This is a genomic window from Kitasatospora sp. NPDC059327 (genome assembly GCF_042752535.1).
Classification (GTDB): domain Bacteria; phylum Actinomycetota; class Actinomycetes; order Streptomycetales; family Streptomycetaceae; genus Kitasatospora.
Genome location: NZ_JBHYYB010000002.1, coordinates 169,306 through 193,185, shown reverse-complemented (window position 1 = coordinate 193,185; position 23,880 = coordinate 169,306). Strand labels below are relative to the sequence as shown.

Sequence of the window (23,880 nt, the reverse complement as noted above, 5' to 3'; positions counted from 1 at the left end):
AGCGGCCCGGGGGGACGACCCGTCCGCGGGCCGCACCCCCGGGCCGCTCCGCGGGGATGGGTCAGCCGCGGGTCTGGAACACGATCCTGGTCCAGCTGGAGCCGGGGCAGTTGCCCCAGACCGCCCACGGTTCCGGGCGGGCGCCGATCCAGAGCCCCGTGGTGGAGGTGCCGTTGGAGCAGTAGGTGATGGTGCGCAGCTCACCCGAGTAGATCCGGCAGTTGCCCTCCCAGCGCCAGCCGTAGTCGGCGGTGATGACGCAGCGGTAGGAGGCGGTGACGGCCTGGGCCGACAGGGCCGAACCGGCGGTGATGGACTGCTCGGTGGCGGCCGGCGCGGCGACGGTCGGCAGCGCGGTGGCGCCGACCGCGCCGAGGGCGGCGGCGGCCACCATCCCGACCTTGACGATGTTCCTGGCGATACAACCTGACATGGTGCGCTCTCCTCGGGTCGTGGTGCCCGTCCCGGCCGGGTGGGCCGGAGCCCGAAGACCCCGCCCCCGTCCGGCTGATGACGCACTGCACACGAATGACTGCGCAGAGTGAGAGGACGAACTATGATGTGATGTGCGTCACAGGCGGGTTGGCGATCGGATCGTCAACTGCGGCTTCGGGGTGCCGATTTCCGAGGGAGCGGCATGGAATCCAGCGGTCGGCGCCGGGGTGGGCGGGAGCCGGATCGTGGCCCCACTCCCAACTCGGCCGAATTCAACCGGGTGTTCACGGAGTTGTTGCCCCGGCTCCGTCGCGCGGCGGTCTCGCTCACCGGGAGTCCGGTGGCCGCCGACGACATCGTCCACGACGCGTACCTGAGGATCTCCCGCCGCCCCGAGCGCTTCCTCGGCCATCCGCAGCCCTACGCCTACGCGTTCACCACCATGGCGAACCTGGTGCGCGACCAGTGGCGGCGTGAACGCCGCCGGGCGACGCTGTCCGAGTCGGCGGCGGAGGAGCACGCCGTGGCCGATCCGCTCGGCGGCGGGCTGGGGGAGCTGCTGGCCTGCTGGGAGGTGGCCAGGCTGCTGGACTGCCTGACGGCGAAGCAGGCCCGGGTGGTGCGGCTGGTCGATCTCGCCGGGTACAGCGTCGACGAGGCCGCCGCCCTGCTGGGCGTGCACCGCTCCACGCTGGCGGTCACCCGGCGCCGCGCGCTGACCCGGCTGCGGGTGGTCCTGGAGCGGGAGGGCGGGCGCGGGTGGCGCGCCACCGGCGGCGGGCGTCGGGCCGAGACCGGGCGTCGGGTCGAGACCGGGCGCGAGGCCGGCTGTCCGGGTGGGCGCCCCGCCCGGAACCCGGTCGAACGCCCGGCCGAGCGCGTCGACGAGCACCCGGGCGGCCACGCGCACCCCGGCGGGCACGGGCACGGGCACGAGCGCCACGCCGAGGCGGGCCGGGCCCGCCCCGCCCGCGACGCCCCGCTGCGTGCCGTCGGGTGGTGGTGAGCGGCGGCCGACGCACCGAACTGACGACAAGTCAGCTGATGCGAGGCCCCGGCCCGTACGCTGCGCATCGTGATCACGTACGAGGAGCATCGCCTCCGCACCCTGGCCGAGGACGGCCGCTGGCCCGAGCTGCTCGGCCACTACCGGCGGGCCCGGGCCCTCGCCGTGGCGCGCGACGGCGAGGCCCGGGCGGCGGCGGAGACGGCGCCGCTCGGCCACCTGATCGCGTACGCCGCGCCGCCCGAGCTGGCCGTCCGCCTGTTCGACCACGACGGGGGTCCCGGCACGGCGGCCGGGCCGGCGGACCACGACGCCGGTCCGCTCTGGGAGGTGCTGGCCACCCGGCACTCCTGGCTGCGGCTGGCCCCGCTGCTCGGCCCGGCGCCGGTGCGCCGGCTGGTCGCGCACACCCGGGTCCTGATCGGCGAGGACCTCTCGTACGGGGCCGAGCCGGATCCCGAGGGCATCCCGCTGCAGTTGGAGCCCTGGGAGTCGGCCGGCTGGGGCGAGGGCGTGCGGGTCCGGGAGTACCTGCCGGACGGCGGTTCGCGCAGCGCGCTGCTGACGCTGCCCGCCACCCGCGAGGGCCTCGGCCCGGTCCTGCTGCCCGAACCGGGCGGCCGGCTGCGCGGACAGCGCACCACCCGGACGCTGGCCGCGCTGGCGGACTGGGTGGAGGTGGTCTGCGCCCGGGGCCCGGCGCCGCAGGCCGCCACGCTGCTGGCGCCCGGGCGACGGATCACCGGCGGGTACCTGCCCTTCGCGCTCGTCTACCCGGTGCTGCTCCAGGCCGGGTCGGTGGACCGGGCGCACGGGTCGGCGCAGGGCCGGCTGGCGGTGTGGCGGGCGCTCGGCGCGATGGCCGGGGCCGGCGGACCGCACCGCTCGGAGGTGAACGCCCTGGTGGCCCGGATGCGCTGCTTCACCTGGTGCGATCCGGAGGACGGGCTGCGCCACCTGCACGTCGCGGTGGAGGATCCGGCGAGCGGCCTGAGCTGGGCGGTCAGCGGATCCGACGAGCTCTGACGGGCTCTGACGGGCTCTGACGGGCGTCCGGCGGCGGGTCGTCGTGCACGTCGCGCGGGTCGTCGTGCACGTCGGGCGCGGCGCCGCCCGCCGAGGGCGCGGGCGGGCCGGCGCGGGCGGACCCCCGGCCCGGCGCCGCTCGGGGGGTTGAACGAGGCGCCGGACCGGGGGAGCGAGGGGGAGCGGGGGCGGCTTCAGGCGGCCGTCCTGCTCGGGGTGCCGCCCTGGACGGGGACGGGATCCGGCTGCCGGTCCGGGCCGTCGGTGACCCCGGGGTCGGCGGCCTCCTCCGGGGTGCCGGCCGTACCGGGAGCGCCGTGGGCGTCCACCAGCGTCCGCTCGTCGAACGGCACCGCGCCCGCCAGGACCTGCCGGGCCCGCTCCCGGTCGAGCTCGCCGGTCCAGTGCCCGATCAGCACGGTGGCCACCGCGTTGCCCGCGAAGTTGGTCAGGGCCCGCGCCTCGGACATGAAGCGGTCGATGCCGACGATCAGGCCGACGCCGTCCACCAGGGCCGGCTTGTGCGACTGCAGGCCGCCCGCGAGGGTGGCCAGCCCGGCGCCGGTGACACCGGCCGCGCCCTTGCTGGCGATCACCATGAAGACCAGCAGCGACAGCTGCTCGCCCACCGACATCGGCTTGTCCATCGCCTCGGAGATGAAGATCGAGGCCATCGTGAGGTAGATCGCGGTGCCGTCCAGGTTGAAGCTGTAGCCGGTCGGCACGGTGATGCCGACGACCGGACGGCTGACGCCCAGGTGCTCCATCTTGGCGATCAGCCGGGGGAGCGCGCTCTCGGAGGAGGAGGTGGAGAGGATCAGCAGGAACTCGCGGCCGAGGTAGCGCAGCAGCGCGAACACGTTCACCCCGGCGACCAGCCGCAGCAGCGTGCCGAGCACCACGACGACGAAGAGCGCGCAGGTGAGGTAGAAGCCGATCATGATCACGGCGAGGCTCTTCAGGGCGGCCGTGCCGGTCGCGCCGACCACCGCCGCCATCGCGCCGAACGCGCCGATCGGCGCCACCCACATGATCATCGACATGACCCGGAACACCAGTCGCTGCACGTGCTCGATCCCGCGCAGGACGGGCGCGCCGGCGGGGCCCATCGCCTGGAGGGCGAAGCCGGCCAGCAGGGCGACCAGCAGCGTCTGCAGCACCTTGCCCTCGGTGAGGGCCGAGAACATGGTGGTCGGGATCATCCCGAGCAGGAAGTCGGCGGTGGACTGGGCGCCTCCGGCGGCCGCCTGGGCGTGGCCGGACTTGGCCAGCGCGGCGGTCAGGTGCAGTCCGCTGCCGGGCTCCAGCAGGTTGCCGACCAGCAGGCCGATGGCGAGCGCCACGGTCGACATGGTGAGGAAGTAGCCGAGGGCCAGCCCGCCGACCTTGCCGACCTTCGCCGCCTTGGTCACCGAGCCGATGCCCAGCACGATGGTGCAGAAGATCACCGGGCTGATCATCATCTTGATCAGATTGACGAACCCGGTGCCGATCGGCTTCAGCTCGACCGCGAACGACGGCGCGGCCAGCCCGACCGCCACACCCGCGACCACCGCCGCGATCACCGCGAGGTAGAGGTAGTGGGTGCGGTCCCGGCGTCTGCCTCCCGCCTGCGGCCCTGCTCCGGTGATCGACATCTGCGGCTCCTTCGCCCTGCGGTCCTGGCGGCCCCGGGTGGTGGGCCGCTCCGACTATGGGCCGTGCCGTGACGGAGGTCACGTTTGCGTTCATAGAGTTCACGCCCCGCACGGGTCCGGGCGCACCGGGCTTGGCCCGGGCCGGGTTCCGGCGGTGGTGCACACTGTCAGGCATGTCCGCGCGAACCCTCCCCTCGCCGCGCCGGCCGGTGCGCAGCCTGGCCGGACAGCTCTTCGTCGTCCAGGTGGTGATCGTCGCCGCCGTGGTGGCCGGCGGTGCCGTGCTCGCCTACCTGTTCACCGCCGACCGCACCGAGGACGCGGCCCGCCGCCAGGTCACCGCGGTCGCCCGCTCGGTGGCCGACTCCCCGTCGGTGCGCGCGGCCGTCGCCGGGCCGGACCCGACCGCCGTCCTCCAGCCCTACGCCGAGCAGGTCCGGGTGGACACCGGGGTCTCGTTCATCACCGTGATGGACACCGCGGGGGTGCGCTGGACGCACCCGCTGCCCGAGCAGATCGGCCGGACCTTCCTCGGGCACATCGACTGGGCCCTCGCCGGGGAGACCCGCAGCGAGACGTACACCGGCACGCTGGGGCCGTCGGTGCGGGTGGTCACCCCGGTGCTGGACGACCGGCACCGGGTGGTCGCGCTGGTCAGCGCGGGCATCACGGTGCAGTCCATCTCCGCGCAGCTGCGCGGACCGCTGCTCGCGCTGGTCGCGGTCGCGGTGGCCGCGCTCGCCGTCGGAGGGCTCGGCACCTACCTCGCCAACTCCCGTCTGCGGCGGCACACCCACGGCATGGGCCCGGCCGAACTCAGTCACCTCTACGAGTACCACCAGGCGACCCTGCACTCGGTGCGCGAGGGCCTGGTGCTGCTCGACCACAAGCACCGGGTGGTGCTCTGCAACGACGCCGCCCGCGAACTCCTGGCACTGGCGGGCGAGGTGGAGCGGCGGCCGATCGACACGCTGGGCTTGCCGGAGGCCCTGGTGGCGGCCGTGCTCGGCGAGGAGCCGGTCCGGGACGAGGTGCAGCTGACCGCCGAGCGGGTGCTGGTGCTCAACACCTCCACCATCGGGACCGGCCTCGGCCGGGTCGTCACCCTCCGCGATCACACCGAACTGCAGTCCCTCACCGGTGAGTTGGACTCGGTGAAGAGCTTCACCGAAGCACTCGGCGCGCAGGCGCACGAGGCCGCCAACCGGCTGCACGCGGTCGTCTCGCTGATCGAACTCGGGCGCCACGAGCAGGCCGTGGAGTTCGCCACCGCCGAACTCGCGCTCGCCCAACAGCTCACCGACCGCGTGGTCGCTGCCGTCGGCGAACCGGTGCTGGCCGCCCTGCTGCTCGGCAAGGCCGCCCAGGCGGCCGAGCGGGGCGTGGAGTTGACGCTCACCGAGGACAGCCGGATCGACGACGGGGTGCTGCCCCCGGACCTCGCCGCCCGCGACCTGATCACCGTGCTCGGCAACCTGGTCGACAACGCGGTGGACGCCGCGATCGCCGGCGCCGCCGACCGCCCGGACCAGCCCGAGGTCACCGTCACCGCCCGCGTCGACGGCGACCACCTGCTGCTGCGGGTCGCCGACACCGGCGCCGGGATCGACCCGGGCGCCGTGGACGACGTGTTCCGGCGCGGCTGGAGCACCAAGCAGGACGGCCGCGGCCACGGCCTGGGGCTCGCCCTGGTCGCCCAGACCGCCCGGCGCAACGGCGGCACGGTCGAGGTCGGCCGGGACCGCGGCGCCGTGCTGACCGTCCGGCTGCCGCTGGACCGCCCGCCGTTGGACCGTCCACCGCTGGACCGGTCGTCGCTCGACCGGGTGCCGGGGCGGCGCGGGGCGGTGGCGTCGTGAACCGCTCCCCGGACCGGCCCGACATCGCCGTCCTGGTGGTCGAGGACGACCCGGTGGCCGCCGCCGCCCACACCCTCTACGTCCAGCGGGAACCGGGCTTCCACGCCGTGGGCACGGTGCACAGCTGCGCCGACGCGCTGCGCTTCCTGGACCGCGCCCGGGCGGCCGGCCGGCCCGTCGACCTCACCCTGCTCGACCTCTACCTGCCCGACGGGCACGGCCTGCAGCTCTGCGGAACGCTGCGCGCGGCCGGCCACACCACCGACGTCATCGCCGTCACCTCGGCCCGGGACCTCGCGATGGTCCGCCAGGCCGTCTCGGCGGGTGTCGTCCAGTACCTGCTGAAGCCGTTCGGCGCCGCCGCCCTGCACGACCGCCTGGAGCGCTACGCCCGGTACCGCGACACCCTGGGCCGCACCGGCGAGGCCACCGGCCAGGACGAGGTCGACCAGGCCCTCGCCCTGCTGCGCACCCCCGAACGCACGGCCCTCCCCAAGGGGTTGAGCGCCGCCACGCTGGACACCCTCGCCGCCGTCCTGCGGGAGGCCCGCACCGGGATCTCCGCGGCGGCCGCCGGCACCACCGCCGGAGTCTCCCGGATCACCGCCCGCCGCTACCTGGAGCACCTCGTGGACACCGGACTGGCCGCCCGCGAGCCGCAGTACGGCAACGTCGGCCGCCCGGAGCTCTGCTACCGCTGGACGGGCGGCGGGGGAGGCATCAGACCGGGATCAGCATGACCCGCTTGTCGCAGAGCTTCGCCATGTCGTCGATGTCGCTGGTGAGGAGCCGGACGGGTCCGGGTTGCGCCATGGCAGTGGCGGCGACGACGGCGTCGATCGCGTACTTGTGGCCGTGCAGCCCGGCGGCCACGAGGAGTGCCATCGCCTGCCGAGTCAGCAGCCGGGTCACTTCCTCGACATTGAGGCGGGAGACGACGAAGTCCCAACGAGGCTGTGGCTGCCGCGGATTCATCGCCTCGATCAACGTCAGCGTGCTGACGACCACCCGGGCGCCGTGAGTCTTGGCGTGGTCGATCCTGGCCATCACCAGCGGATCCTCGGCGATGGCCAGGGACAGGCCCTGGCTGTCCAGTACGAGTGCCCCAGGCGTCAGCTGGCCAGGGATTCGCTGGTTCCCTGTTCGGCGAGCCACTGTGCGTACCTCCGCTCCGCTTCCTCGGCCTCGCGAGCCGCCTGGGCCCGGGCGGTTTCGGGGATCTCGCCATGGCGACGCACGTAGTCGTCGACGAGTTCGGCAAGGTGCTCGCGCTCTATCGCCTGTCTGACCGCTGCGGTGACGTAGGCGCTGAACGAGCCCTTGCCCACGCGGGCGCGGACCTCCTCGGCCACGTCCTCGGGCATCGACACGCTGTACTTCTTCACCGGACGCGAGGTCGGCGCGGCATCCATCGGCTCGGACATGCGGCCAGGTTACCACCGGCGGTGTCAACTAGAGGTTGACCCGTGTCGCCCGTGCGAGGAACTGGTCGTCCGTATCCGTATAGCTGTCCAGGCGCCAGCCGGTGGCGGTCAGCAGCGGGCGCAGGTGGGGTTCGGCGCGGCGGTCATCGGGGGTCAGTTCGCGCCCGTGGCGGGCGGCCAGCGCGGCCCGGCCGATGGGCTGGAAGAGGGCGAGCGCGGCGCCGGGGCGGGTGACGCGGGCGAGTTCGCGCAGGGCGCCGTCCAGGTCGCTCAGGTGGGAGATCAGCCCGGCGGCGAAGACGGCGTCCAGGGAGGCGTCGGCCAGCGGGAGGCGGGCGCAGTCGGCGGTCAGCAGGGCGGCGGTGCCGTGGTGGCGGGCGTCGGCCACGCGCAGCATCTCGGGGGTGACGTCGGCGCCGATCACCCGGCCGTCGGGCCCGACCGCCGCGCGCAGCAGGGGGAGTGCGCGGCCGGTCCCGCAGCCGGCGTCCAGGACGCGGTCGCCCGGGCGCAGGCCGAGGGTGGCGATCGCGGCGGCGAAGCGCGGGCCGTCCTCGGGGAACTTGGCGTCCCAGCCGGCCGCGCGGACGGCGAAGAACGCGCGGGTGCGGGCCAGTTCGGCGGTGTGCTCGGCGTCGGGGCCGGCCGGGCCGGCGGATCCGGGAGCCTCGGGGGTCTCGGGGGCGGGTGCGGGCGTGGGCGACATGGGGGCGAGAGTAGCGCGCGGACCGTAACCCGGGGGCCGTTCGCTCGTTGGGCAGGCGGACGCCGCGTCACCCGCTCGGGTGGTTCTGGGCCCCCGGGGCCCGTCCGGCCAGGCCAGGGAAGTAAAGTTAGGCTTACCTAACTTCTTGGGAGTTCGCCTTGACGCTCGCCGCCGTCCCCGCCGCCGTCCCCGCCCAGGCCCCGGGCGACGCCATCCTGCGCCGCCAGCGCGTCCGCGAGTCCGCCGCCCGCACCTACGCCCGGTCGTTCCCGATCGTCCCGGTGCGCGCCAACGGCATGACGGTCGAGGGTGCCGACGGCCGCCGCTACCTGGACTGCCTCTCCGGGGCAGGCACGCTCGCGCTCGGCCACAACCACCCGGTGGTGCTGGAGGCGATCCGCCGCACCCTGGACAGCGGTGCCCCGCTGCACCTGCTGGACCTCGCCACCGCCGAGAAGGACGACTTCACCACCGCGCTGTTCGAGAGCCTGCCGAAGGAGTTCGGCCGGCAGGCCCGGGTGCACTTCTGCGGCCCGGCGGGGACGGACGCCGTCGAGGCCGCGCTCAAACTGATGCAGACCGCCACCGGTCGCTCCGGCGCGCTCGCCTTCACCGGCGCCTACCACGGCATGACGGCCGGCGCCCTCGCGCTGACCGGCAACGTCGCCGTCAAGGAGCCCCTGCCGGGCGGCGGCGAGGTGGTCCGGCTGCCCTACCCGTACGGCTACCGCTGCCCGTTCGGCGTCGGCGGCGAGGCGGGCACCGAGCTCGCCGCGACCTACGCCGAGCGGCTGCTGGACGACCCCTCGGGCGGTGTGGTCCGGCCCGCCGCGATGATCCTGGAGGCGGTCCAGGGGGAGGGCGGTGTCGTCCCCGCCCCCGACGAGTGGCTGCGCGCGATGCGCCGGATCACCGCCGAGCGCGGCATCCCGCTGATCGTCGACGAGGTGCAGACCGGGGTGGGCCGCACCGGCGCGATGTGGGCGGTCGAGCACAGCGGGATCGTCCCGGACGCCATGGTGCTCTCCAAGGCGATCGGTGGCAGCCTGCCGCTCGCCGTCGTCGTCTACCGCGAGGAGTACGACCGTTGGCGGCCGGGCGCGCACACCGGGACCTTCCGCGGCAACACGCTCGCCATGGCGGCCGGCGCAGCCACCCTGCGGTACGTCGCCGCGAACGGCCTGGTCGAGCGGGCCGACCTGGTCGGCGCCCGGATGGCCGAGCGGCTGCGGGCGCTGGCCGGCGAGCTGCCGTTGATCGGCGAGGTGCGCGGCCGCGGGCTGATGCTGGGCGTCGAGCTCGTCGACCCGACCGCCGAACCGGACGCCTGCGGGGCCCGCCCGGCCGCGCCCGCGCTCGCCGTCAAGGTCCGCGAGGCCTGCCTGGCCCGCGGCCTGATCGTCGAACTCGGCGGCCGGCACGACGCCGTCCTGCGGCTGCTGCCGCCGCTCACCATCACCGACGAGCAGACGGCCGCCGTACTCGACCGCCTCGCCGACGCCCTCGCGGCGGTCGCCGCGGAGGGACGGTGACCACCCGGGGAGGGGCCGGCCACCCGGGCGCGGATCCGTCCGCCCGGCTCGCGGCCGTTCCCCGCGGTGCCCCGGCCGCCCCCGACGCGCTGGCCGGCGGCCCCGGCGGCCCGGCGGCGCTCGCCCCGCTGCTCACCGAGGTGCTGGACGCGCTGGCCGCCGGGACCGCCCGCCGGGCCGGACCGCTGCCGGCCGGCCGGCCCGACGACCTCGCCGCCCAGGCCCTCGCGGGGCTGGCCGACGCGCACGGGGCGCCGGCGCTCGCCCGGCTCACCGAACTGCTCGCGCACGGGGCCGCCGATCCGGCCGACCCCGCCTGCGCGGCCCATCTGCACTGCCCGCCGCTCGCCGTGGCGGCCGCCGCCGACCTCGCCGTCAGCGCGCTGAACCCCTCGCAGGACTCCTGGGACCAGGCCCCGGCCGCGACGGCCCTGGAGACGGCGCTGATCGCCGAGCTGGCCGAGCTGGTCGGCTACGACCCGGCCGCCGCGGCCGGTGTGCTCACCTCCGGCGGCACCGAGTCCAACCTGATGGGCCTGATGCTGGCCCGCGACCAGAAGCTCGACGGCATCGTCGAGGTGGAGGGGATCCCGCCCGGCGTCGTGCCGCGGATCATCGCCTCCCGCGCCGCCCACTTCTCCGTCCAGCGCGCCGCGGCACTGCTCGGCCTCGGCGAACGCGCCGTCGTCCCCGTCCCCGTCGACCGCGACCTGCGGATGGACCCGGACGCGCTGGCCCGCGCCCTGGCCGAGGTCAGCTGGGCCGGCCAGACCCCGATCGCCGTCGTGGCCACGGCCGGCACCACCGACACCGGCGCGGTCGACCCGCTGCACACCGCCGCCGACCTCGCCGCCCGCTACGGCGCCTGGCTGCACGTCGACGCCGCGTACGGGGGCGGCGCGCTGCTCTCCGACCGCCTCGCCCCGCTGCTCGACGGCATCGCCCGGGCCGACTCCGTCTCGCTCGACTGGCACAAGCTGGGGTGGCAGCCCGCCGCCGCCGGGATCTTCCTGGTCCGCCGCGCCGAGAGCTACGTCTCGCTCGCCCGCCGCGCGGAGTACCTCAACCCGGCCGACGACGAACAGGCCGGCTACCCCAGCCTGTTGGGCCGCTCCCTGCGCACCACCCGGCGGGCCGACGCGTTCAAGATCGCCGTCACCCTGCGCACCCTCGGCCGGGCCGGGCTCGGCCGGCTGGTCGACGCCTGTCACCAGCTGGCGCTGGACGCCGCCGAGGCCGTCCGGGCCGAGCCCGAGCTGGAACTGCACGGCGAACCCGTCCTGACCACCGTGCTGTTCCGCTACCGCCCGCCGAGCCGCCCGGAGGTGACGGCGGCCGACCGGGCGGCCGTCGACGCGATCAACGGCGAGCTGCGCCGGACCCTGCTGCGCACCGGGCGCGCCGTCGTCGGCCGGACCGAACTGCCGGGCGAGGGCCCCGGCCGGGTCCGGCTGAAGCTGACCCTGCTCAATCCGCACACCACCGCCGCCGAGGTCGGCGCCCTGCTGGGCCGGGTGGTCCGGACCGGCCGGGAAATCGCGGCCGACTAGCCCCGCGCCCGGGTCCCGTCGTTGCCAAGACAAAGCCCTTTTCACGGGCGGATGTTGGAGGAAGGCACACTGGCGTGACATGCTGTCCGGGGGATATTCGGCCGCCCCCGGAAAGCCTCCGTGGACATACCTTTCCGGAGGAGTACAGGCTGATTCAGGCCGCCCGGTGATGAGAATCCGCCAACCCCTCGGCAGGGCTTGCGGAGATCCCGAACGGCGGCGGTAACTTCATGTGGTCGCCGCCCCACCAAGCGCACACGGCTCCCCGGGGCAGGCCGCCTGACCAGGCGCGCGCCATCCGCATGCGGTGAGTCCACCTCTGTACAGGGGCGAACTCCGCCTACCCGTCATGCACTTCTGTGAATCCCGGTAAAACCGCTTGAAGCACCCGAAGCCAGTCCTGTGACCATTTCTGCGAAGCGGAGGCAAGGCATGCGCGAAACCCTCCTGGGCGAACGTGCCACCCCCATCGATCGAACCGTGTACGAGGCACTTCCGTTCTCCGACCGTTGCGGGGAGATATGGCGTCGCGGCGAGCACCTGCTCATCGGCGTCAGCCCGGGGAACAGCTATTTCAGTCACCGGCGGATCGCCGAACTCATAGGGTGGGGGCGGGAGTTCTTCGAACGGATCGACATCGTCCACGCCGATCTGCATGTCGAGTCCCAGTACGAGACCTTCGGCTACACCCCCGAGCACGCCCACCGGCGGGCCGCCAAGGAGGTGAAGGCCACCGCCCGACGGATCGCCCGCGGCGTCGAGGAGGCCGGGAGCCGGGACGGCGTCCGGACGCACGCGCTCTCCGACTTCGCCGGCGACCCCGCCTACCGGCGGCTGCACCGGCGGGCCGTCGACGCGCTGCGCGCCGACCCGGAGTTCCACGCCGCCGCCGAGGCCATGGCGCGCGGCTTCCTGGCCGCCCGGCTGGACGAGGGGCTGGCCCCGAACGAGGCCCAACTCGCCGCCGGCCTGCGGTACATCACCGCCGAGCTGCCGTTCTTCCTGGACACCCCGGCGCTGCTCGGCGTGCCCTCCTCGGTCAGCTGCTACCACCTCCAACTCCCGCTCACACCTGTCCTGTTCGGTCGCCATGAGGGTCTGCGGGCGGCGCCCGGCCAGGCCTACGCGGTGGTCCGCCCGGCCGCGCCGACGGCCGCCGCGGGGGCCGTCCCGCAGTCGCGCGCGGCCTGAGTGCGCCCATCCGTCGGCGCTGCCGCCGGCTCTGCCGCTGCCGTCGTCGCGGCCCGCGCCCGCCGTGCTCGCCGGCGCCCCCGCCCGGCCGATCACTCGCGCGCCCTGTGCCGGAGCGGCCCCGACTGGAGCCGCACCCGTGCCGCCCCGCGCCGGTACCCGTCGGCCCGCGCGCGTACCAGCACCAGCACCCGCTACCCGCGCCCGAGCCCGATCCTGCGCCCGTACCCGCGCCCGATCCTGCGCCCGCGCCCGTACCCGCGCCCGATCCCAGGGAGTACACCCATGACCGACCTCACCTTCCCGCTCTCCCGCCGGGGCGACGTGCTGCCCGAGGAGGCGAACCGGCTGCGTGCCGAGCGGCCCGTCGCCCGGGTCCGCACCATGACCGGCGACCCGGCCTGGCTGGTCAGCAGCTACCCGCTGGCCAAGCAGGTCCTGGAGGACGAGCGGTTCAGCCTCAAGGACACCGCCAACCCCGGCGTCCCGCGCCAGTACGCCCTCACCATCCCGCCGGAGGTGGTGAACAACATGGGCAACATCAACAGCACCGGTCTGCGCAACGCCGTGATGAAGACCCTCTCGCCGCGCGCCGACAAGGAGTTGGACGGCTGGCTGCAGGCCGAGGCGCACCGGCTGCTCGACGCCCTGGTCGAGCAGGGCGGCCCCGCCGATCTGCGGGACGCCTTCGCCGAGCCGTACTCGGCCGCCCTGCACTGCCGCCTGCTCGGCCTGCCCGTCGACGACTGGCGGCGGCTGATGGCGGGCATCGACGTCGCCTTCCTGACCAGCCCGGTGCCGTTCGAGGGCTCCGCGCCCAACTGGTACAAGGACCTCGCCTACATGCGGGAGCGGCTCGTCGCCGACCCGGCGCCGACGGAGGGCCTGCTCGGCCGCTTCGCCGAACTGCGGCGCTCGCCGGACGTCGCGGAGCGGGTCGGTGACGAGCTGTTGGCCACCGTCGCGCTCTCGCTGTTCGGCGCGGGCGCCGTCTCCACCTCCGCGTTCCTGCTGGACGCCGTCATCCGGCTGGTCCAACGGCCGGAGCTGGCCGACCGGCTGCGCCGGGAACCGGCCGCGATCGGGCGGGCGGTGGACGAGCTGCTGCGGGTCAACCTGTCGATCGGCGACGCGCTGCCCCGGATCGCGCTGGCGGACGTGCGGGTCGGCGAGGTCCTGGTGAAGGCGGGGGAGCTGGTGCTGGTCCTGGTCGAGGGGGCCAACCACGACCCGGCCGTCTTCCCGGACCCGGAGCGGATCGACCTCGACCGGGCCGAGAACCCGCACCTGGCCTTCGGCGCGGGCCGGCACTTCTGCCCGGCCTCGGCGCTCGGCCGCACGCACGCCGAGATCGCGATCACGGCACTGGTCGAGCGCCTGCCGGGCCTGCGGCTCGCCCTGCCGGTCGAGCAGCTGGCCTGGCGGCCCGGCTTCATCAAGCGCCTGCCGGAGCGGCTCCCGGTCCTCTGGTAGCGGGTCACCGCCCGGCGGCCGGGCGGCCGGTCCGCCACCGGCCGAGCAGGACGGCGCGGGTGCGGTCCCAGCTCTCCTGGTCGGCGGCGACCAGCAGGCCGTCCTCGCAGCCCGGGGCCTCCGGCCGGTAGGGGCTGCCGTCGAGCCGGGCGGAGACCCCGCCGGCCTCGGTGACCAGCAGCGATCCGGGCGCGTGGTCCCAGGGCAGGGTGCGCCAGTAGAGGATGAAGTCCAGTGCGCCCTCGGCGACGTCCGGGTACTCGACCCCGGCGGCGTTCCGGCCGGGGGTGATCTCGCCGAAGCCGTCCGCCGCGTTCTTCTCCAGGGTCCGGCGCAGCTCCGGCTCCAGGAAGCGGCTCTTCAGCGCCCCGCGCCACGCGGCCGGCCCGCCGGCCGCGGGGGTCCGGGTCAGGCGGCGACCGTTGCGCCAGGCGCCGGAGCCCAGCTCGGCGGTGTAGCTGGTGGCGGTGGCCGGCTGCCAGATCCAGGAGGCGACGGTCTGCCCGGAGCGCACCAGCGAGGTCATCACGGCGTAGTCGGGGCGGCCGGCGATGAAGTTCGAGGTGCCGTCCACCGGGTCGACCAGCCAGACGGCGGGCTCGGAGTGCAGCGCCCGCGCGAGGTCCGGATCGGCGGCGACGGCCTCCTCGCCGACCACCGGGACGGGCAGCAGCTCGCGCAGCCGTCGCCCGATGATCACCTCGGCCTCGCGGTCGGCCACCGTCACCACCTCGCCGGGGGCCTTCTCCATCACCTCGCCGGCGGCCAGCGCGCGGAACCGCGGCTCCACCACCTCGGCAGACGCCTCGGCGAGAATCTCCGCCACCCTGTCCATCAGCACGTTGCGCGCTCCCTTCGCTGGCTACCACTTTCGCACGTCAGTGCGGTCCGGACCTTCGCCAGCCCCTGGAGCGCGGGTCGGCCGGGTCCCGCCGAGGGCCGGCGCGCCGCCGTCAGCCGTCGGCGCGCCGGCCCGGGTCCGCTGCCGGGTCCTCGTCCAGGTAGTGGAAGCCCGGCCGGGGGTGCATGAGGAACTCGTGGTGCGAGATGTTCCACGCGTAGGCGCCGGCCATCGCGAAGAGCACCCGGTCCGCCGTCCGCAGGCCCCGGGCCGCCGGGGCGGCGCGGGCCAGGACGTCCTTCGGGGTGCAGAGCTGGCCGGCCAGGGTGGCGCGGCCGGTGGTGACGGCCGGGCGCGGCCACGGGTGCGGCCAGGCGTCGACCGGCAGGACGGTGAAGGGCTGGTCGTGTCCCCGGGTGGCCGGGGTGCGCAGATGGTGGGTGCCGCCGCGGACGACCGCGAAGTCCTCGCCGTGGCTCACCTTCACGTCCAGCACCTCGGTGGCGTACCAGCCGCAGTGGGCGGTCAGCGCGCGGCCGGGTTCGATCCGCAGGGTGAGTCCGGGGTGGCGGTCGAGCAGCCCGGCCAGGCCCGCGCCGAAGGCCGGCCAGTCGAACCGCGCCCCCGGGTCGGCGTAGTCGACGGCCATGCCGCCGCCCACGTTGACCTCGGCCAGGCGGAACCCGTGCCGTTGGGCCGTCCGGGTCGACCAGTCGACGATCTGCCCGGCGACGGCCAGCTGCCGCGCCGCCGACAGCCCGCTCGCCAGATGGGCGTGCACACCGCGCAGCCGCAGGCGCGGGAGCAGCGCTCCGAGCGGCCCGGACGGGTCGGTCAGCAGGCGGACGCAGGCCTCGGCGCGCTCCGGGTCCAGGCCGAACGGCGTCGGGCGGCCGCCCATCGAGAGTGCCACCGCGTCCAGCGTGCCCGGGCCCACCGGCAGGTTGACCCGCAGCAGGACGTCCACCTCCGCGTCCGGGCGGTCGGTCAGCGCGGTGGCGAGCCGGTGCAGCTCCTGCTCGCTCTCGACGTGCCAGCGGCGCACCTCGGCGTCCAGCGCGGCGGCGATCTCGGCGGGCGTCTTGCCCGGCCCGCCGAAGGCCAGCGGCGCGTCCGGCACGGCCTGCCGGACGTGGGCCAGCTCACCGCCGCTGGAGACCTCGTAGCCGTCGACCGCGCCGCGCAGCGCGGCCAGCACGGGCGCGTCCGGGTTGGCCTTGGCGGCGTAGTACAGCTCGACGCGCGTGGGCAGCGCGGCCCGGACGGCGGCGGCGTGCGCCCGCAGCGCGGTCAGGTCGTAGACGTACGCGGGCAGCTCCTCCGGGTCGAGCGCGGCCACGTGCCGGCGGACGGCGTCGGTCATCTGGTGCTCCAGGTGGGGAGGGGTGGGAGGGGTGGCGCCGGCGTTCACCGGCCGCTCCACACTGGGGTGCGGGCGGCCCGCGGGAGCCGGTGGGCCGCCTCCGCCGGGATGCCGCCCGCCAGCGGGGAGGGCAGGCGGACGTAGCCGGCCTCGCGGTCGGGCCGGCGCTCCCAGCGGGTGAGCAGGTTGGCCTTGGCGGGCAGCGGGACCCCGGCCAGCAGGGCGCGCAGCCGGGGCGGGCGGCCGTGCGCGTCGGAGTACCGCGCCAGGACGCTCCGGACGGCCTCCCAGAGGGCGCGCTCCGCCTCCGGGTGGCGGTCGGCGAGCGCGGCCAGCAGTTCGGCGAGGTGATTGACCAGCAGGCAGTAGACCACCCGGTCCCAGCCGCGCTCGGCGTCGTAGGCCAGCGCGCCGGCCACCTCGGGCGGCAGGGCGGCGAGCAGGGCGGCGTTCCGCTCGGGGACGAGTTTGGTGCCCTCCAGGTCGCGGAAGAGCACCTGGACGGGCCGCCCGGTGCCGTCGACGCCGATCAGCACGTTCTGCAGGTGCGGCTCCAGCACCACGCCGTGGTCGAAGTAGGCCGCGAGCACCGGGGGGACGAGCAGCCGCAGGTAGTCCGTCCACCAGTCGAGCGCCTCCCGCGTGCCGCCTCCCGCGAGCAGCCGCGAGATGTGCGCGGAGCTGGTCGGGTGCTCGTCCGCGACGGCGGCGGCCAGCAGCGGGGTGACGCCGGGCCGCAGCGCGCCGGCGAAGCCCTCGCGGACGATCAGGCCGAAGCCCTCGTACAGGTCCCGGTCGGGGCGGCCGTCCGGGCCGGGCACGGCCAGGGTACGGAAGGCGGGTTCGCGCAGCATCGCGGCGTCCGGGTAGCGCTCGGCGAGGTCGCCCAGCGCGGGGGCGAGCAGCCGGGTCAGCGCGACGGCGCCGGTCAGCTCGTAGGCGGCGTTCTTGCGCAGGCAGTTGGTGATCCGCACGTTGAGGCTGAACTTCAGGAACGCGCCGGCGCCGTGCAGGGTGCGCACCGAGGCGGTCGCGGCGAACGGCGCACCGCCCGGCCCGAGGTCCAGGATGTCCCCGCGGGCCAGGGCGCCGCGCAGCAGCGGGTGGTCGGCGAGGAGGTCGAACTGCCAGGGGTGGGCGGGCAGCAGCCGGTAGCCGTCGGGGGCTTCGGCCAGGCCGTTGAGCAGGGCGGTCGCGGAGGCGTCCAGCGAGGATTCGGCGATCAGCTCCCGGCGTACGGCGAGGTGCCGCAGCCGGAACACGGCGCGCGACTCGGGGGCGTAGCTGCGCCAGTCGCCGCGCGCGGCGGTGCGGGACTTGGGCGCGGGGTGGAAGCGGTGCCCGAACAGCAGGGCCTGCTCGGACTCCAGGTAGCGGTCCGGACCGGGGGCGGGCCGGCTCTCCAGCCCGGCGCGCACGCCCGCGTGGCTGGCGGCCAGCTGCTCCAGGAACTCCTCGTTCACCGTGCCGGTGCGCAGCTCCAGCTCGTCCTGGACGTACCCGGCGAGCTCCTGCCAGGTCAACGGCGACCAGCCGCAGGGCCGTTCCTCCTCGACCGGGCCGGTGAAGCGGTGCGCGCCCAGCAGCGAGACGCGGCGCAGCGCGACCCGGAGCAGGACACCGCGCCGGGGCAGGCGCAGCAGCAGCCATCCGTCGGTGACGGTGGTCTGGTGCTCCGGCCCGGAGATCTCGCGCAGCAGGCAGTTGAGCAGGGTGTGGGCCACCGCGCGGTCGGGGGTGGGGAGTTCGGGTGCGGGCAGGGCGGATGTCATCGGCGACTACTCCAGCGCAGGCGGGACGGGAGGACGAGGGGGGTGGCCGCGCCGCGGGCGGCCACCGGGTGCGCCCGGCGCCGCCCGGGTCCGCCGGGGCGGGCGGTGCCGCCGCCGGGGTGCCGCGCCGGGGTGTCGCACCGGGGTGTCGACGCTCATCGCATGGTGCCCGCGGTGCCGGTGGTGCGGGTGGCGCCTGGGGTGTCCGTGGTGTCCGTGGTGGCTGTGGCCCGGTCGGGGCGCAGGTAGTTGGGCCCGTCGGTGTAGTGCTTGTTGATGTCGGCGGCTCCCGAACGCTGCTTGGTGAGCAGCGTCCCGGCGGTCACCATGGCCTTGACCGGCAGCCGGTCGGCGTCCAGCAGAGCGGCGCGCAGCGGCTCGCCGGCCGGACCGATCCGGTCGGTGGCCGCGGTCAGCCGCCCGCGCAACAGGGCCAGCAGATCGCCGAGTTCGGCGCGGCCGTGGGCGGCGAGGCCGAACGCCAGGGCGCCGGCGCACAGGTGGCCGGTGACGGTGGCGAAGAGGTCGGTGAGCGGTCCGTCCTCGGGGCCGGGGATCCGGGCGTCGTCGAACCCCGCCTCGGCGAGGGCGTGTTCGCCCAGGGTGGCGGCGAGCCGGCCGGTGTGGACGCGCGGCCCGTCGTCGTCCTTGTAGAGCAGTCGCAGGCCGCCGTCCTCGTCGAACACCAGCGAGGTGTTCTGCTGGTGGGACTCCAGCGCGATGCCGTAGCCGAAGAGGGTGGCCTGCCAGTCGAGCAGCGGCTCCAGCACGGCGTCGTAGAGGGCGACCGGGTCGCCGCCGTGGAAGCGGTCGGCGAGGTGGTCGATCACCAGGCGCCCACCGGGGGCGGGGGCCAGCAGGGCGGCCAGCGGGACGGTGACGGCGTGTTCCAGGCCGGCGCCGGCGGGCTGGCGGCGGAGCAGGACGGCGAGCAGTTCGTGGCCGGCGTGGGCCCAGCTCTGCTCGTCGGCGTGCAGGATCCGCCCGGCGAAGCGCGGTTCGCGGGCCAGGACGGCCTCGAACAGCCGCTGGCCGGCCGCGCCGTCGAGCAGCGTCCCGGGCTTGATGGTCCGGCGGTTGAGCCGGCCCAGGGTGGCGGTGGCGAGCGGGAGTTTGAGGTGGTGTCCGGGGTCGTCGGCGACGGCCACCGTGCGCATGGAGAGGGTGGGTACGACGGTCAGGTACGGCTTGGCGGCGAGGACGGCGCGGTCCTCCAGGCCGACGGAGCGCAGCGCCCCGGCGAGCGGTTCGCCCACGGTGAGCGGGTGCACGGGCAGGGTGGCCCAGGCGGCGTCACCGCCGGCGAGGTCGAGGCCGAGCCAGCTCGGGGTGGGCCACCAGCTGGGCAGTGGCCGGGTGCCGTGCGCGGTGAGGGCGCCGGCCGGGACGGCGAGCCAGCGCAGCTCGAAGGCGGGGTGGAACTCCGGTGCGTAGGACCGCAGCTGGGGTTCGGTGAGACCGGAGCGGCCGCGCGCGGTGGGGTAGACCGGGTGGTCGAGGTGGGCGGCCAGGGTGTCGTGCCCCAGGGCGGCGGCGGGGCCGCTCCAGTGGGCCGGGTCGGCGCCGTACAGGTCGGTGAGCGCGGTGTGCGTCCCGGCCCGGGTGCGCTCGTGCAGCTCCATGGTGGCGAGGGTCTGCCGGCACTCCTCGGCGAAGGCCGCCCAGCCGGGCCGGTCCTCGGCCTCGGCCAGGCCGGTCAGGGCCGCCAGGACGGCGTCCAGCCCGGCCAGCGGGCGGCCGGCCAGCTCCAGCAGCGGGAGCCGGGCCGCGTACTCGCTCTGGAAGCCCTCCGCGGTCACGGGCAGCGCGAGGCCGGTCTCCGCCGCCACCAGCCACCGGCCGTCCGCCCGGTCCTGCGGGGTGCCGCGGGTGCGCAGTCCGAGCACGTCCTCGCGCAGCAGCGCGGAGAGGACCCGCAGGGTCAGCCGGTCGGCGACGGAGGGCTCCTCGGGGCGGTGGCCGGGCGCGGAGCGGGGCGGCCCGGCGGGGCGGTGGGTGGTGCTCACGGGGTGATCTCCCAGCGGTTGGCCGCGACGAAGCGGGCGACGGCGGCGTCCACGGCGCTCTGGTCGGTGCCGACGGCCCGGATCACCCCGAGGTAGTCCCGGTTGGTGCGGTAGTGCTCGTGGTGCTCGCCGAGCGGGCGCAGCGGGCGGTAGGCGAGTCGGACGCCGTCGCGTTCCTCGTCCCAGGGGCCGGGGGCGGTGGTGAGGGTGCCGGCCCGGTCCGCGCAGACCGCTTCGGTGCGGGCCCGGTTCCCGGTGGCCGCGCAGCGCTCGGTGAGGTCCGCGGGCAGCTCGCGGCCGAGGTGCGCGGCGAGGATGTGCTCGAACAGCGGGATGCCGAGGATCTCGGCCAGCATCAGGTCGCACTGGTCGCCGATGGCCCGGTAGTTGACCTCCACGATCCGGGCCCGGCCGTCCGGCTGCTCGACGAACTCGGTGTGGCAGGCGCCGAGTCCGACGCCCAGGGCGTCGAGCTGGGCGAGGATCTGCGCGACCACCGGCCGGGGGTGGTCGGGGGCGAAGTCCAGCACCTCCTCGATGAAGTGCGGGGGCGGGGAGACCCTGGTCCGGAAGCCGCCGAGGACATGGCGCCGTCTGCCGTCGCCGAGTGTCTCCAGGGTGCACAGCCGCCCCTCCAGGAACTCCTCGACGACCAGGGCGGCGCCGGGGCGCCGGTGCTGGATCAGCGCGCAGCGTCGCTCCAGCTCCTCGATGTCGGCGACCAGGGAGACGTCCTCGCTGGCGACCCCCTCGCGCGGCTTGACCACGGCCGGGAACGGGATGCCGAACTCCCGCAGGGTGGACGGGTCCTGGCCGGCGTCGAGCTCGACGGAGCGGACGGCGTCCAGGCCGGCGGCGGCCAGGTGGCGGCGCAGCTCGCCCTTGTTCTTGGCCCGCAGGGTCGCCTTCCAGTCCTTGGCCGGGAGCCCGAAGTACCCGGCGGCCAGGGCGGTCTGGGTCTGCAGGTGGTCGCTGTTGCTGAACACCGCGTCGGGCGCCTCCCGCCGGGATATCAGCCCGATCACCTCGCGGAAGTCCCGCACGTCGCATTCGAGCACCTCCGGCGCGGGTGCCTGCGCGGCGTAGGCGCGCCGGTGCGGCTCGGCCTGGTCGGTGAGCACCGTGACGTCGAGCCCGAGCCGCGCGGCGGCGGGGAGGAAGCCCTGGGTGACCGAGTCGGTGGGGTTGAGGGCGAGCAGGTAGAGCCGCATGTCGGGTCTCTCCGGAATTGGGGGTGAGGGGTTGAGGGTGCGGGACGGGGAGCGAGGGACCGGGGCCGGGTGGGTGTACCGGCCGTGCGGGGACGGGCGCCGTGCGGGGGAACGGCGCTGGTGGGCGCCCGCTTCCCCGCACACCCGGAGGAGCGAGGCTACTCGGGCGCGTCGTCGGGGGAGCCCTCGGCGGGGCCGGCGGGACGGGCGGCGGCGGCGCGGAGTGTGCCGGCGGGGCGGGCGGCGGGGAGTCTTCGGCCGTGGCCGGAGGGGGCCGTCCCGAGGGTCCGACCTCGCGTCACGACGGCCACGCCACGGTCACGATGAGCGGGCGTCAGGGCGTCGGACGCGGTCGACGGGGGGACGGCGCGCGGTCCGGGCCCGCGCGCGGCCCGCGCGCGGCGCGCGGGCGGGGCCGCCGGGCCGTCGGGTGTCGGGGGATCGCCGGGGCCGTGGTGGTCGGCGGATCGGTACTCAGCACGGAGTCAGATCCTAGGTTAGGTAAACCTTACCGCGTCAAATTCCGGACAGCTCGGCCCAGTCGGGCCGCGGGTGGTTCGACGGCGGGTGCGCCGCGTATAAGGTGAGCCTCACCTTAGTCGATCTCGGGAGTGCCGATGATCTTGGGGGCCACGCCCATGCCCGCCGCCCCATGCGCCCCATGTCCGCTCTACGCGGACTACCGGCGGCTGCTGAATCTCTGCCCGGCCCTGCGGGTCCAAGTCCTGGGGGACGGCGATCCAACCCCGTCGCGCGCCCAGGGCTGGTACTCCGCGGCCGAACTGGCGACCGATCCGATCGCGCTCGCCGACGCGCTGGCCGGGGAGGAGGCGCGGATCACCGCCGAGCACGGCAGTGCCCCACGCCCCCACGTCACCGCGTCCCGACTGCTGCACCACTACCTCTGGTCGGCCTGCCTCCTGATCGCCGGCCCCTGGTACCTCGCCCGACGGGTGCCCGCCATCGACCGCACGGACCTCTGGCTGCACGCCCCCACCGGTGACCTGGCGCTGCGCCCGCGCGCCCACACCACCCTCCCGGGCGACGACGAGCTGCGCGCCGAGCTGCGGGCCGACGTCGTCGCCCACGTGGAGCCGCTGCTCACCGCCTTCTCCGGCGCGACCCGGCGCGGCACCCGGGCCCTGTGGGGCATGGTGACGGACGATCTGGCCTCCGCCCTCTGGTACCTCGGCCGGATGGCCGGCGAGGAGCCCGCCGCCATCGCCGCCGCCGAGGCCGTCCTGCCCGGCGGCACCCAGCCACTGCTCGGCGCCGCCGCCTTCCGCCACCTGCACGGCGAGGACGGTCGCAGCCACCCGACCCGTACCCGGCTCGGCTGTTGCCTCTACTACGCGATCCGGCCGGACTCCGCCTGCATCACCTGCCCCCGGACCTCGGACGAGGAGCGGCTGCGGCGCCTCTGACACCGGGGCCGAGGTGTCGGCGGCGGCCCGTGGCCCGCCCGGTACGCTCGCCCGCATGATCGATTCGACGATGCGGGTGCGCCTCGCCCGCCCCTCCCGGAACCTCGCCGCCGCCGAGCGGTTCTACGTCGACGGCCTGGGGCTGGACGTCCTCTGGCGCACCACCGAACGCGTCTCCGGCGAGCACGACCTGCTGATGGTCGGCCCGGCCGGCGGCGGCTGGCACTTCGAGCTCACCCATGACCCGGAGCACCCGCTGGAGCCGACGCCGACCGTCGACGACCTTTTCGTCGTCTACCTGGGCGCACCGGTCGACGAGGCCGCCGTGGCCCGACTGGAGGCCGCCGGCGGCACCCGGGTCACCGCGCACAACCCCTACTGGGACGAGTTCGGCGTGACCGTCGCCGACCCGGACGGCTACCGGCTGGTGCTCTGCGGTCGCAGCTGGGGCGCCTGACCCGCGGCCGGGGCGCCCGACTCGCGGCGCGGCCCGGGTCCGGTGCCGGGCCATGGTTCTGATGCCGTGTCACGCGCGGCGCACGGTCGGTAGCCTGCGGAGCGAGGACCGCACGACGAGCTGAGGAGCACCGATCGTGAGCACCCCCGTGCGCGGCACCGCCGTGGACATCCCGACGGCCGACGGCATCGCCGACGCCTACCTGACCCACCCGGACGACGGCCGGGCCCACCCCGCCGTCCTGCTGTACATGAACGCCTTCGGGCTGCGCCCGTTCCTGGAGTCGATGGCGGACCGGATCGCGGCCGAGGGCTACACCGTGCTGCTGCCCAACGTGTTCTACCGGCAGGGCCGCGCGCCACTGGTCGAGCTGCCCGAACCGCCCACGCCGATCGACCCGGGCACGGACCCCGCCCTGCTCGACCGGCTGGGCGCGCTCATGCGCTCGCACACCGCCGAGGACGCGGTGCGCGACGCCGACGCCTACCTCCGCTGGCTGGCCGGCTCCCCGCTGACCGTCGACGGGCCGGTCGGCATCACGGGCTACTGCCTCGGCGCCATCCTGGCGCTGCGCACGGCCGCCGCCCACCCGGAGCGGGTGGCGGTGGCGGCCGGCTTCCACGGCGGCCTGCTCGCCACCGAGGCCGCGGACAGCCCGCACCTGGGCGCCCACCGGGTCACCGCCGAGCTGTACTTCGGGCACGCCGACCAGGACCCGACGCTGCCCGCCGAGCAGATCGACCTCCTGGCGAAGACCCTGACGGAGGCCGGCGTCCGCCACACCTGCGAGGTGTACGAGGGCGCGCCGCACGGCTTCACCCAGGCCGACTCCACGGCGTACCACGCCGAGGCGGACGCCCGGCACTGGGCGGCGCTCCTGCCGCTGCTGAAGCGCGCGCTCTGACGGGGGGCTCCCGGCGTGGGTATTAGGCCACCTGGACTTACCACGCCGGGAGGAACGTTACGG

General features: G+C 75.5%; 21 protein-coding genes. 11 read left to right on the top strand and 10 right to left on the bottom strand.

Annotated elements, in window-relative coordinates:
* Positions 1–61: 61 nt before the first annotated feature.
* A complete protein-coding gene (locus ACFXHB_RS02095) occupies positions 62–433 on the bottom strand; it encodes a hypothetical protein (protein WP_380571376.1) in 372 nt (123 codons plus the stop codon).
* 204 nt (positions 434–637) lie between these two features.
* On the opposite strand from ACFXHB_RS02095, the gene ACFXHB_RS02090 reads away from it, so the two are divergent.
* On the top strand, positions 638–1,441 hold the full coding sequence (locus ACFXHB_RS02090; RefSeq protein ID WP_380571375.1) for an RNA polymerase sigma factor: 804 nt from the start codon (positions 638–640) through the stop codon (positions 1,439–1,441).
* A 69-nt stretch (positions 1,442–1,510) separates the two neighbouring features.
* Positions 1,511–2,467 carry a hypothetical protein gene (locus ACFXHB_RS02085; RefSeq protein ID WP_380571374.1) on the top strand — a complete coding sequence of 319 codons (957 nt, stop codon included), beginning with the start codon at positions 1,511–1,513 and terminating at the stop codon, positions 2,465–2,467.
* A gap of 194 nt (positions 2,468–2,661) precedes the next feature.
* Here ACFXHB_RS02085 and ACFXHB_RS02080 read toward each other — a convergent pair whose 3' ends face one another.
* Positions 2,662–4,104 carry a cation:dicarboxylate symporter family transporter gene (locus ACFXHB_RS02080; RefSeq protein WP_380571373.1) on the bottom strand — a complete coding sequence of 481 codons (1,443 nt, stop codon included), beginning with the start codon at positions 4,102–4,104 and terminating at the stop codon, positions 2,662–2,664.
* 173 nt (positions 4,105–4,277) lie between these two features.
* On the opposite strand from ACFXHB_RS02080, the gene ACFXHB_RS02075 reads away from it, so the two are divergent.
* Together ACFXHB_RS02075 and ACFXHB_RS02070 are read left to right on the top strand one after the other, a co-directional pair.
* Entirely contained in the window at positions 4,278–5,963 is a 1,686-nt protein-coding gene (locus ACFXHB_RS02075) for an ATP-binding protein (protein WP_380571372.1), read from the top strand.
* Positions 5,960–6,703 carry a response regulator gene (locus ACFXHB_RS02070; protein WP_380571371.1) on the top strand — a complete coding sequence of 248 codons (744 nt, stop codon included), beginning with the start codon at positions 5,960–5,962 and terminating at the stop codon, positions 6,701–6,703. Before ACFXHB_RS02075 ends, ACFXHB_RS02070 begins: the two co-directional genes overlap by 4 nt.
* On the opposite strand, the gene ACFXHB_RS02065 is transcribed toward ACFXHB_RS02070, so the two are convergent.
* The 3 genes from ACFXHB_RS02065 to ACFXHB_RS02055 form a co-directional block, all read right to left on the bottom strand.
* Complete coding sequence (locus ACFXHB_RS02065) at positions 6,684–7,010, bottom strand: DNA-binding protein (protein WP_380571370.1); 327 nt, start codon at positions 7,008–7,010, stop codon at positions 6,684–6,686. The genes ACFXHB_RS02070 and ACFXHB_RS02065 overlap by 20 nt on opposite strands.
* A 65-nt stretch (positions 7,011–7,075) precedes the next feature.
* A complete protein-coding gene (locus ACFXHB_RS02060; RefSeq protein ID WP_380571369.1) occupies positions 7,076–7,387 on the bottom strand; it encodes a hypothetical protein in 312 nt (103 codons plus the stop codon).
* A 28-nt stretch (positions 7,388–7,415) separates the two neighbouring features.
* Complete coding sequence (locus ACFXHB_RS02055) at positions 7,416–8,093, bottom strand: class I SAM-dependent methyltransferase (RefSeq protein WP_380571368.1); 678 nt, start codon at positions 8,091–8,093, stop codon at positions 7,416–7,418.
* 158 nt (positions 8,094–8,251) lie between these two features.
* Here ACFXHB_RS02055 and ACFXHB_RS02050 point away from each other — a divergent pair, with 158 nt between their 5' ends.
* The 4 genes from ACFXHB_RS02050 to ACFXHB_RS02035 all read left to right on the top strand — a co-directional run bounded on the left by ACFXHB_RS02050 (position 8,252) and on the right by ACFXHB_RS02035 (position 13,839).
* Positions 8,252–9,625, top strand: a complete 1,374-nt coding sequence (locus ACFXHB_RS02050; RefSeq protein ID WP_380571367.1) for a diaminobutyrate--2-oxoglutarate transaminase family protein — start codon at positions 8,252–8,254, stop codon at positions 9,623–9,625.
* On the top strand, positions 9,622–11,175 hold the full coding sequence (locus ACFXHB_RS02045; RefSeq protein WP_380571366.1) for a pyridoxal phosphate-dependent decarboxylase family protein: 1,554 nt from the start codon (positions 9,622–9,624) through the stop codon (positions 11,173–11,175). Before ACFXHB_RS02050 ends, ACFXHB_RS02045 begins: the two co-directional genes overlap by 4 nt.
* A 432-nt stretch (positions 11,176–11,607) precedes the next feature.
* Positions 11,608–12,366 carry a tRNA-dependent cyclodipeptide synthase gene (locus ACFXHB_RS02040; RefSeq protein ID WP_380571365.1) on the top strand — a complete coding sequence of 253 codons (759 nt, stop codon included), beginning with the start codon at positions 11,608–11,610 and terminating at the stop codon, positions 12,364–12,366.
* A gap of 285 nt (positions 12,367–12,651) precedes the next feature.
* On the top strand, positions 12,652–13,839 hold the full coding sequence (locus tag ACFXHB_RS02035) for a cytochrome P450 (RefSeq protein WP_380571364.1): 1,188 nt from the start codon (positions 12,652–12,654) through the stop codon (positions 13,837–13,839).
* 4 nt (positions 13,840–13,843) lie between these two features.
* On the opposite strand, the gene ACFXHB_RS02030 is transcribed toward ACFXHB_RS02035, so the two are convergent.
* The 5 genes from ACFXHB_RS02030 to ACFXHB_RS02010 all read right to left on the bottom strand — a co-directional run bounded on the left by ACFXHB_RS02030 (position 13,844) and on the right by ACFXHB_RS02010 (position 21,032).
* Entirely contained in the window at positions 13,844–14,674 is an 831-nt protein-coding gene (locus ACFXHB_RS02030; protein ID WP_380571439.1) for an inositol monophosphatase family protein, read from the bottom strand.
* Positions 14,675–14,792: 118 nt separating this feature from the next.
* Positions 14,793–16,043 carry a type III PLP-dependent enzyme gene (locus ACFXHB_RS02025; RefSeq protein ID WP_380571363.1) on the bottom strand — a complete coding sequence of 417 codons (1,251 nt, stop codon included), beginning with the start codon at positions 16,041–16,043 and terminating at the stop codon, positions 14,793–14,795.
* Positions 16,044–16,087: 44 nt separating this feature from the next.
* Positions 16,088–17,815 carry an IucA/IucC family protein gene (locus tag ACFXHB_RS02020; protein WP_380571362.1) on the bottom strand — a complete coding sequence of 576 codons (1,728 nt, stop codon included), beginning with the start codon at positions 17,813–17,815 and terminating at the stop codon, positions 16,088–16,090.
* Positions 17,816–17,970: 155 nt separating this feature from the next.
* Positions 17,971–19,821, bottom strand: a complete 1,851-nt coding sequence (locus ACFXHB_RS02015; RefSeq protein ID WP_380571361.1) for an IucA/IucC family protein — start codon at positions 19,819–19,821, stop codon at positions 17,971–17,973.
* On the bottom strand, positions 19,818–21,032 hold the full coding sequence (locus ACFXHB_RS02010) for an acetyl-CoA carboxylase biotin carboxylase subunit family protein (RefSeq protein WP_380571360.1): 1,215 nt from the start codon (positions 21,030–21,032) through the stop codon (positions 19,818–19,820). Before ACFXHB_RS02010 ends, ACFXHB_RS02015 begins: the two co-directional genes overlap by 4 nt.
* A gap of 638 nt (positions 21,033–21,670) precedes the next feature.
* On the opposite strand from ACFXHB_RS02010, the gene ACFXHB_RS02005 reads away from it, so the two are divergent.
* The 3 genes from ACFXHB_RS02005 (at position 21,671) to ACFXHB_RS01995 (ending at position 23,817) form a co-directional block, all read left to right on the top strand.
* Positions 21,671–22,456: an iron-sulfur protein gene (locus ACFXHB_RS02005; protein WP_380571359.1), complete on the top strand. Its 786-nt coding sequence runs from the start codon at positions 21,671–21,673 to the stop codon at positions 22,454–22,456.
* A 55-nt stretch (positions 22,457–22,511) separates the two neighbouring features.
* The gene (locus tag ACFXHB_RS02000; protein ID WP_380571358.1) at positions 22,512–22,913 is read left to right on the top strand and encodes a VOC family protein; all 402 of its coding nucleotides are present in this window, start codon (positions 22,512–22,514) and stop codon (positions 22,911–22,913) included.
* Between the two features lie 136 nt (positions 22,914–23,049).
* Positions 23,050–23,817, top strand: coding sequence for a dienelactone hydrolase family protein (locus tag ACFXHB_RS01995; RefSeq protein ID WP_380571357.1), 768 nt, complete (start codon positions 23,050–23,052; stop codon positions 23,815–23,817).
* Positions 23,818–23,880 lie beyond the last annotated feature (63 nt).

Excerpts from the sequence above, each read along its gene's own strand:
- ACFXHB_RS02095 (WP_380571376.1), bottom strand. The coding sequence starts at position 433 with ATGTCAGGTTGTATCGCCAGGAACATCGTCAAGGTCGGGATGGTGGCC.
- ACFXHB_RS02090 (WP_380571375.1), top strand. The coding sequence starts at position 638 with ATGGAATCCAGCGGTCGGCGCCGGGGTGGGCGGGAGCCGGATCGTGGC.
- ACFXHB_RS02080 (WP_380571373.1), bottom strand. The coding sequence starts at position 4,104 with ATGTCGATCACCGGAGCAGGGCCGCAGGCGGGAGGCAGACGCCGGGAC.
- ACFXHB_RS02075 (WP_380571372.1), top strand. The coding sequence starts at position 4,278 with ATGTCCGCGCGAACCCTCCCCTCGCCGCGCCGGCCGGTGCGCAGCCTG.
- ACFXHB_RS02065 (WP_380571370.1), bottom strand. The coding sequence starts at position 7,010 with ATGGCCAGGATCGACCACGCCAAGACTCACGGCGCCCGGGTGGTCGTC.
- ACFXHB_RS02060 (WP_380571369.1), bottom strand. The coding sequence starts at position 7,387 with ATGTCCGAGCCGATGGATGCCGCGCCGACCTCGCGTCCGGTGAAGAAG.
- ACFXHB_RS02055 (WP_380571368.1), bottom strand. The coding sequence starts at position 8,093 with ATGTCGCCCACGCCCGCACCCGCCCCCGAGACCCCCGAGGCTCCCGGA.
- ACFXHB_RS02040 (WP_380571365.1), top strand. The coding sequence starts at position 11,608 with ATGCGCGAAACCCTCCTGGGCGAACGTGCCACCCCCATCGATCGAACC.
- ACFXHB_RS02035 (WP_380571364.1), top strand. The coding sequence starts at position 12,652 with ATGACCGACCTCACCTTCCCGCTCTCCCGCCGGGGCGACGTGCTGCCC.
- ACFXHB_RS02030 (WP_380571439.1), bottom strand. The coding sequence starts at position 14,674 with ATGGACAGGGTGGCGGAGATTCTCGCCGAGGCGTCTGCCGAGGTGGTG.
- ACFXHB_RS02025 (WP_380571363.1), bottom strand. The coding sequence starts at position 16,043 with ATGACCGACGCCGTCCGCCGGCACGTGGCCGCGCTCGACCCGGAGGAG.
- ACFXHB_RS02020 (WP_380571362.1), bottom strand. The coding sequence starts at position 17,815 with ATGACATCCGCCCTGCCCGCACCCGAACTCCCCACCCCCGACCGCGCG.
- ACFXHB_RS02010 (WP_380571360.1), bottom strand. The coding sequence starts at position 21,032 with ATGCGGCTCTACCTGCTCGCCCTCAACCCCACCGACTCGGTCACCCAG.
- ACFXHB_RS02005 (WP_380571359.1), top strand. The coding sequence starts at position 21,671 with ATGCCCGCCGCCCCATGCGCCCCATGTCCGCTCTACGCGGACTACCGG.
- ACFXHB_RS02000 (WP_380571358.1), top strand. The coding sequence starts at position 22,512 with ATGATCGATTCGACGATGCGGGTGCGCCTCGCCCGCCCCTCCCGGAAC.